General features: G+C 37.5%; 11 protein-coding genes. All 11 read right to left on the bottom strand.

Annotated elements, in window-relative coordinates:
* Nucleotides 1-8: 8 nt before the first annotated feature.
* The gene (locus FCJ93_RS23660) at nt 9-1517 is read right to left on the bottom strand and encodes a phage portal protein (RefSeq protein ID WP_137744847.1); all 1509 of its coding nucleotides are present in this window, start codon (nt 1515-1517) and stop codon (nt 9-11) included.
* 62 nt (nt 1518-1579) lie between these two features.
* Entirely contained in the window at nt 1580-2959 is a 1380-nt protein-coding gene (locus FCJ93_RS23665; RefSeq protein WP_211344149.1) for a PBSX family phage terminase large subunit, read from the bottom strand.
* Nucleotides 2949-3749, bottom strand: a complete 801-nt coding sequence (locus tag FCJ93_RS23670) for a terminase small subunit (protein ID WP_137744848.1) — start codon at nt 3747-3749, stop codon at nt 2949-2951. The genes FCJ93_RS23665 and FCJ93_RS23670 overlap by 11 nt, the downstream gene beginning before the upstream one ends.
* 63 nt (nt 3750-3812) lie before the next feature.
* Nucleotides 3813-4397, bottom strand: coding sequence for a DUF4145 domain-containing protein (locus tag FCJ93_RS23675; RefSeq protein WP_170211399.1), 585 nt, complete (start codon nt 4395-4397; stop codon nt 3813-3815).
* A 175-nt stretch (nt 4398-4572) separates the two neighbouring features.
* Nucleotides 4573-5040 (bottom strand): helix-turn-helix transcriptional regulator, encoded by a 468-nt coding sequence (locus FCJ93_RS23680; RefSeq protein ID WP_137744850.1) that lies wholly within the window; start codon nt 5038-5040, stop codon nt 4573-4575.
* Nucleotides 5041-5233: 193 nt separating this feature from the next.
* On the bottom strand, nt 5234-5425 hold the full coding sequence (locus tag FCJ93_RS23685; protein ID WP_170211396.1) for a hypothetical protein: 192 nt from the start codon (nt 5423-5425) through the stop codon (nt 5234-5236).
* A 97-nt stretch (nt 5426-5522) separates the two neighbouring features.
* Nucleotides 5523-5711, bottom strand: a complete 189-nt coding sequence (locus tag FCJ93_RS23690) for a hypothetical protein (protein WP_137744852.1) — start codon at nt 5709-5711, stop codon at nt 5523-5525.
* Between the two features lie 53 nt (nt 5712-5764).
* The gene (locus FCJ93_RS23695) at nt 5765-5992 is read right to left on the bottom strand and encodes a hypothetical protein (RefSeq protein ID WP_137744853.1); all 228 of its coding nucleotides are present in this window, start codon (nt 5990-5992) and stop codon (nt 5765-5767) included.
* 59 nt (nt 5993-6051) lie between these two features.
* Entirely contained in the window at nt 6052-6258 is a 207-nt protein-coding gene (locus FCJ93_RS23700) for a hypothetical protein (RefSeq protein WP_137744854.1), read from the bottom strand.
* A gap of 62 nt (nt 6259-6320) precedes the next feature.
* Nucleotides 6321-6539: a hypothetical protein gene (locus FCJ93_RS23705; protein ID WP_137744855.1), complete on the bottom strand. Its 219-nt coding sequence runs from the start codon at nt 6537-6539 to the stop codon at nt 6321-6323.
* Complete coding sequence (locus FCJ93_RS23710; RefSeq protein ID WP_137744856.1) at nt 6532-6750, bottom strand: hypothetical protein; 219 nt, start codon at nt 6748-6750, stop codon at nt 6532-6534. Before FCJ93_RS23710 ends, FCJ93_RS23705 begins: the two co-directional genes overlap by 8 nt.
* Between the last annotated feature and the right edge of the window lie 133 nt (nt 6751-6883).

Here is a 6883-nt window from a genome sequence, read left to right on the forward strand (position 1 = left end):
CATCCCAATCACTCCTCATCACCAAACATTTGCTTTGACGCTCGCTCACTTATATTAATTGGATCCATTTCTGTTTGTTGGTTCTTTATCTCTTCTAGCCATTCCTTAGCAGTCTCTCTTGGCACTTTAAACACACGCTCTATGGCTATACTGTCTGGAATCCAACCAAATGTCTTAGCTTGTCCATAGAACTTAAGCAACGCTGACCTGTCCTGAAACACTCCATCGTCAAAATCGACACCAATATGCTCAAAGGTTGGTATCTCACCGCTAAACAAATTAAAAGCCTTTGCCAACTCCAATACAGAGACGACCAAGCCTTTTATAAACTGCTCCACTGCGTACACATGTTCATTTCTAGTGCGATAGGTCAAATCATTTTCGCTGACCACTTCTGTAGCTGTTTTCATGCTTCTTCCGTCAAAAGAGAATGTACCCACAGACAATTTCATTTCCATTTCCAGTGTCCTTAGTGACTGGTTAATAGCATCAATATATTGCTGAGTACGGATATCTCTTGTTACATCCTTGATAACCTCTTCATCAGCACCCATACGCATGGATTTATACACGTTTACATCAGGGTCAAACACTTGGATAGGAGGGTTTCCACTCTCATCCGGTAGTGTTGCAAGCATTCGGTCGCTCACAAACACAGTGCGTTGCCCCATTTTGATTTCCCACCAAAACTGGTCGTAAGTGTCATTAATCTTTTGAAGTGTATGCACCGAATTATCAGCAATCCCCAAACCTAGCGGACTATGAGGATTGATGTTGTTAAAGCCTGCTGGTTTAAGGTAATTGAACAACGGTCGAGACAATCCTTTTATTGTCGTGGTTTCCTCTAATCCTTCGTAAACTTCGTTTAATGGCACTCTTTTTCCGATAATGTTTGGGTCATCTGATTTATAAAGTTCGTTTGTGATCACATACAGACTCGTACCATCTTCACTCTTTTTCCACTCGTGGAATTCCAGCAACGTATAATAAACTGTTTTATTACCTACATTTTTAGTCGTAACAGACTTTAAAACACCATCAGATATCCCACTGCTATTACTCCGCAATGGGAAAAAAGCATTTGCAATCGCCCATGAAAACTCAATTTCTTTTGCTTGAATATCGACATATGGCCTTACTGCCAATCCCCCTAGCGCCAGTGTAGGATCCAAGTATTCAGCTAAGTTTTTCTTAAACTTGTTATGCTCAAAGACATGCTGAACAAGATCATTTGCTGTTTTAAAGGTGTTTGGCTTGTTATTTTCTTCATCCGCATCTGATACGACAATTTCGCATTGTTCATTAAAGATGAGACCAGCCAGTACACTTGCACTTAATTTCCGAAGGTTGAGCGTCATATAATCACGCTCTTTAGTCTGTCCTTGAGAATTAACGTATTTGACTGGTGGATAATCACCTTGATATTGCCTAAGATTACGTTCAATTCTCTCTAATTCTTTTGGATCTATGTTTATTTTGGGATGGTCGTTAATGGTCATAAGAGTTTGTTCACTCAATGCATAACCTCCTCTCTTAAATAGGTTTTTGATGCGCTGAATCACCTTCACGGCTTCACCTCCTAGACTTTTAACCGCAAGTCTCTAGCGTTGGCTGTACAGAAATATTGAAATTCATCGACTGTATGGTCATCTTCCTTGATAACTTTAGGATCATCAGTGTTCAATGTTTTCTCATCCCATTGATACTTCTTGTGTTCTTCGATGAAAACGTCATTGCTATTGACGTATTTATTGTTATTTGCATCTTTCATTTCGATCGGATATGGCTTTTTAAGATAATAAAAACGACCTTGCGCTAACAGGTCGTGAACATAATCGATCATATCTACTTTCTTTTTCTTTGCTACTGGGTCCCAATGTTGACCGAAGTCCTTATAATATTGGTTTCTTAATGCAGCTTCGGCGCTATCAATAGTCCTTTTCATGATTCTAGCGCCTTTCCAGTATTCTTGTGTTGATGTGGCTTTAATATAATCGTGAATATCCTTCGACAATTCACTAGGAGCCTTTTTCCTCACTTGCCCAGCAGGACTGTAGTAATAGGTGTTCAGTCGAATTACTTTCCCTTTTGCGGTTAATCCATAGCAACCACATGAAGTAGCAGAAACACTGTGTCCAGTATCCATTGAATAATACAAAGCTATGATTCTATCGTCACTAGGAAGCTCGTCTAATCCCTTAAATAAATTCATGTTGTAGACGTTCGTGCCAAGTCCAACAGGCTCACCCAAGTAAATATAACGATAATAATCATAGTCATTGCTTTTTATTCGCTCAATATCAGCAAGCATTTGTTCGGTTACGAAACCTAATTCATCATTAAGATAACTGGATTCATGTACCAAGTAGTTATCTTCGCCTTTTAGACTGTCTGACCACTCGTTAATCCAGTGATACGGATTACGTGGTGGATTGTAAGACCAAAAGAACTGGACAAAAGGAGCTAATGGATGCTTTTGCCGCATGAACGTAACATTCGATTGGTCAAAGTCTTCCACACTGTTGAACTCTGCTGCTTCTTCATACCAAACAGCAATAATATCTTCAATATCGTTTGATTTAAGCTTTTGGAAGTCGTCTTGACCATAGAAATAAAACGTCGATCCAGTACGTTTATGCGTAATCTTGAAAGGTGCTACGGTAGGCTTAAAACGCTTGGTCATTCCAAAAAGCTTTATGGCCCATTGGATTTTATTGAACACGGAATCACGAATAGTGTTTCCTACTTTACGGATAACGACTACATTTGCCTTTTGCCCTCGCATGATGTACTTAAGCATCATAAATACAAGCTTCAAGGCAATGACAGACGATTTAAACGAGTTACGACCGCCTTTTAGGATGTTGTATGGCTTATTTGATGTCCAAACAACTTTAAAGTGTGGATTGACATTCTTCTGGACATCAAAGACAACTCTATTTTTCTTCTTAGTTGTCATCATCATCGCTCCATTCATCGACAATGACAATTTCTTCTAAGTCATCAACTGTATTTTCTTTGGACAATCTTTCAGCTTCTGCTTTTGCTTTCGCTGTTTCAGCCTTCAACTTCTCTTCCTGTAATCGTTTCTTGTCATTTTCTGATAACAAGTCAAAGTATTTGGAGAGCATTTCTAAAGCTTTCATCTTGTCGGCCAGCTTAACCGATACACCATCTTTACCTTGTTTTACTTCAGTTATCAAAGTGCCGTCTACCTCGGTTGACTCTTTAAACTTCACTCTGTTCACTTCAAAAGGATTTCCTAAATCATCAAGTACTTCCTCACGACCAAATTCTACAAAGTCGGTTATATCTGCAAAAGCAATATCAATATACTTTTGGAGTATGTCTTGTGCTTCCAAGAATATACCCTGCTGCCGTTCCCGCTTTAATCTCTCAATCTCAGTAGCTATCTTAGGGTTTCTTAGTAAGCCATGTCCGTTTACCATTGCAGTTGAATAGGCACACTCATAAGCTTTTTGATAAGCCTTAGTTGCATTGAAATACTTAATATAGTATAAGCAGAATAACTCTTGCTTGTCTGTTAAATCAGTCGATTCAATAACTGGTTCCACGGTTGCAACCTTTTTATTTTTGGTTGCATCTTTTTTAGGCGATCCTCTTGACCACCCTTCACGGCTTTTTCGACTTTTCAAGGTTCCTAATTTAATACCATGTTTTTCAGCTAAAGCAGCTAAAGTAATCTTCGACGATTCAAATTCTTTTCTAATTTCTTCCCAGTTAGGCATCACATATCACCTACACCTCCGAATTTCAGGCATTAAAAAAGCACCTCAGTGGGTGCCTATATCTCATTTCTTATACTTTGTCATTTTACCAGGTAATTCGTATACAAATCTAAGAAGCATTGATGTGAATTCGAGCATTTCTATTGCATCCTCTTTACTAATACTTGGTATGGCATGAGTTGCTTCATTACCTTTTTTACGAATCATATCAACCCACTCTCTACTATCAGGTGGAATGTAATGATTTTCTTCTAAATAATTTACATAGTACACAAAACCTTTCCCCGATTCTGCACCTTTTGTGACGGACGTGTTCATTAATAATTTCCTGCAAGATAATACAGCAGAAGTGTACGCATTTACTGATATACATTTTCTAGCTTCATTATATAACTGCTCTACATCAATTGGTAAAAACTCAATGTCATCACCTATTATCGGACCAGGTACTTGTTCATCTTTAAAAATATAAGTCGGGCGATTACATTTGGGGCAAATATATATGCTAGGAGGATTTTTAACCTCACTTGACCGATCAACGAAATAATAATTTGATGGACCAGCATTACTGCCACAATACCCGCAGATGAATGAAATCCCCAAATTTCCTATGCTCGATTTGTACCAATTTCCTAGTATTTTTTCCATTATCATCATTCCCTTCATCCACTAAACTTCGACAAAAGGGGATGTTTTCCTGCAACTATTCACCTATATATTCCTAAAAATATCAATGAAAAAACGCCACCGAAAGGTGACGTCCAAACAGGGAATATGGCTTACCAACCAACGAGGAAACTTCCTCCCCGTCCTGCCTTCAATGCTAGCACGCGGATTTTTGTTTAATCAATTTCGTGTCTTTTGTGCCATTTGTGCCATTTGTTTCCTTTGCTAACTGCACGACAATAGAATCACGAATTCTTTTGATGTGGGAAAACGATAATCCCATGTGATTCCCAATCCATCTATAGCTTTTTCCATCTAGGAGCCAATGAAGAACCTCTATTTCCCTGTCATCCTTGATTAAATGCAATCTATCTTGGATCAAGGAAATTTTCCTTTCATAATTCTCGACAATTTTCCAACGTTTTTCTCTGCGCACAACCTCTCTGTAAACAGGGTCGCTTGTAGTGCCTTTGGCTTTTGGCATGTCCGCATCTTCAAACCGGGTTGTCAACCCCTCCCCTGCATCATTCATTGATTTTCTAAGGACTTTAATCGAATTCATCATCCAGTGGTAGTCCTTTAATACATCTTCTATTTCTTTTTGTTTGCTGGCAGCTTCTTTCACTAGGACCCCTCCCATATGATATAATTAACATTAGGGTTGGCTGGGAGAAGTCCTGGCTTTTTTTATTTCTCTTCGTATTCAATCCAATGTTTCTCGCATAGTACAAGACTTCCGTTCTTGGTCTCTATGAAGAAATCCTCACCTTTTTCAATGCTCAAAATTTCTCCGCATTTATCGCACTTTTCAACCATTATTAACCCCTTTTACTTCTTAAATTGCTATATGCCCACCTTGGTTTATGGCTAGCATGACTTAATTGCGCGGCCGCCTCGCCAAACGATGTTCCCTTTGGCTTTTCAGTTGGTTTGATTGGATGCTTTTCTATATATGCAAGACGTTCTTCCTCTGTCATGTACCAAACCGTTACTTCTCCGATCATGGACATTCTTAGCACCTCCATCTATCTTTGGCATTTGAATTCCTCCTTAATGTACAAATCCTAACCTTCTGACTTTTGTTTTCTAAAGATTAGAAACTATTTATTAGGGTAGTTTAATGAAATTTGTAATCACAACCGACCCTTCTTGATGAGCCAAATCCTTTTCAATACTTTTGCTAATTTTTTGAATGTCATAAATATCTTTGATTTCTTCGTTTCTATGGAGTTCGAAATTCCCGAAACCAAAGCCATTTACTCTTGAATAGGTGTAAGAAATGAAGTACTTAATCATAACTTTCCTCCTTAGCAAAATGGTTATATTCAACAAATCCTACCTTGTGTTTATTAATCGTATATCTCGTATTCGTCCCCGTAATCGTTAAAATACTCTCCAATAACATCCTCAACAGCTCCGGTTAAACGTTCCAAAAATTCATCTGTGGAAACAAGATTACTCGCTAATACTCGCTTTTCTTTAGTACTCATATCAGCAATTTGCACATAACCAATACCACCTTGGTTGTCTTCTAAAAAATCAGCAATTACTATTTCCATAGCTTCTCTTAAATTCATCCTCTTTCCCTCCTAATCAACTGGACTATCATTAAGTTTCATATCATTCGGAATATATATTAACCAAAGTGGCGTTTTGCAATTTCTCTATATACCAGTTCACCTATTGTGAAAAGAGTAGTTGGATTGCCATTAAAAAACTGATTGTTTAATTTACGGATTTCCCCTTCGATTAGAATTCCGTTTTCTCGAAAACTTTCTAATTCGATAAAACACTCTCTTAAAAATTCTTCATCTTGATTAGATAAAAATTTATTAATCTTCATTTGACATCTATCCTTTCTTTTAGTGCATATCATCGTTCAACAGGAAACACCCTGCTTAAAATTTATAACGCTTGTTTTAGCTGTTCTCTTGCCTTTATAGCTTCCTTTTTTGCTTCATACCTTGTTGTACATTCTTTTATTCCACTGGGGCTATCATCCTTGATAAACACCATTTCACCGTTAACTTGGATTTTTGGAGAAATAAAAGACCTCAATTTATTGTCATGTATTTGTGTGATTTTTTTAGTTCCAATAGAATCTCCAATTATTAAATTAGGCATTATGCTCAACCCTTTCATCTGTACACCATTCTTTTAACACTGGATGAAGATGAAACGCTTCATCTCCAACCTCGTAGTAAGGGATATCTCCGTACTTTGAGCCATTTTTAAAAATGACTTCTTTTCCATCCAACGCATCGATATGGGAAAACAGGATCTTTTTAATATTCCTGTCCGCATGTTGTTTAAATGCTTCTTTTGAAAATTTCACAATGTCACTCCCTTACTCTTGTATTTCATAGAAACCAAACCTTAAATTAGTTCTAACTGTTCGAACTTGTTAATATGTTCAAGGTTAAGCATTGATTTTTTAGCCTTGTTGTAAAATTCTTTTTCAATTTCAA

The sequence above is a fragment of the Robertmurraya siralis genome, assembly GCF_005502275.1.
Lineage (GTDB): Bacteria > Bacillota > Bacilli > Bacillales > Cytobacillaceae > Robertmurraya > Robertmurraya siralis.

Excerpts from the sequence above, each read along its gene's own strand:
- FCJ93_RS23690 (WP_137744852.1), bottom strand. The coding sequence starts at position 5,711 with ATGATTAAGTACTTCATTTCTTACACCTATTCAAGAGTAAATGGCTTT.
- FCJ93_RS23675 (WP_170211399.1), bottom strand. The coding sequence starts at position 4,397 with ATGGAAAAAATACTAGGAAATTGGTACAAATCGAGCATAGGAAATTTG.
- FCJ93_RS23695 (WP_137744853.1), bottom strand. The coding sequence starts at position 5,992 with ATGAATTTAAGAGAAGCTATGGAAATAGTAATTGCTGATTTTTTAGAA.
- FCJ93_RS23685 (WP_170211396.1), bottom strand. The coding sequence starts at position 5,425 with ATGTCCATGATCGGAGAAGTAACGGTTTGGTACATGACAGAGGAAGAA.
- FCJ93_RS23665 (WP_211344149.1), bottom strand. The coding sequence starts at position 2,959 with ATGACAACTAAGAAGAAAAATAGAGTTGTCTTTGATGTCCAGAAGAAT.
- FCJ93_RS23705 (WP_137744855.1), bottom strand. The coding sequence starts at position 6,539 with ATGCCTAATTTAATAATTGGAGATTCTATTGGAACTAAAAAAATCACA.
- FCJ93_RS23700 (WP_137744854.1), bottom strand. The coding sequence starts at position 6,258 with ATGAAGATTAATAAATTTTTATCTAATCAAGATGAAGAATTTTTAAGA.
- FCJ93_RS23670 (WP_137744848.1), bottom strand. The coding sequence starts at position 3,749 with ATGCCTAACTGGGAAGAAATTAGAAAAGAATTTGAATCGTCGAAGATT.